Origin of the sequence: Citrobacter sp. TBCS-14 (assembly GCF_005280805.1) — a bacterium.
GTDB classification, from domain to species: Bacteria; Pseudomonadota; Gammaproteobacteria; order Enterobacterales; family Enterobacteriaceae; genus Citrobacter; species Citrobacter gillenii.
This window is the reverse complement of sequence record NZ_SZWM01001230.1, coordinates 1-626: the sequence shown is the minus strand read 5'-3', so window position 1 is coordinate 626 and position 626 is coordinate 1. Positions and strand designations below refer to the sequence as shown.

Here is a 626-nt window from a genome sequence, read left to right as displayed (position 1 = left end):
CCAGGATTGAGAATATGTACGGTACTGTTGGGCTCTGCCGTGCCGGAAACCTCATCGCCCGCGTTATTGATTGTCAGGTTTGCGGGCGGTAGCGGGGCGGTGATATCGGGAGCGAGTGCTGTTTCTGGCAAACTCGGGTTTCCTGCTGGATCGGTAGCGATAGCGGCTATGGTTTCGCCATTGGTTTGTGGTGGGTTTATGGTGATAGTAAACGAGCCATCTGGCCCGGTAACGCCACTGCCGATTAAATGATTATTATTGTCGGTTATAGTCACGGTACTGCCGGGTTCAGCCGTACCAGTGACGACAGCACCATCGGCAGATACGTTCAGATTGTCTGGTGANTAACGGCGGCTGAGTATCGATATTGATATTGAATGCCGTCGATATTCCCCCCGTACCCAGGTGGTTGGTTGCCGTAGCGGTGAAGGCGTATGAGCCGTCCCGCAAGTTTGTGCTGGAGGTCCAGTCCCAACTACCGTTGCTGTCGGCGACGACGCTGTCGATATATGCCCCGTTATTGTAAATTTTAACCGTACTGTTGGCGTCAGCTGTTCCGGAAAGCGTTGGGGTCGCATCATTAGTGGACTGATTGTTGGTCAATGACCCAACGGAGGGCGCGACAT

General features: G+C 53.6%; 1 pseudogene. It reads right to left on the bottom strand.

The features are described 5' to 3' along the window. Nucleotides 1-626 (bottom strand): annotated as a pseudogene (locus tag FDX22_RS26400) (Ig-like domain-containing protein); the annotation flags it as partial.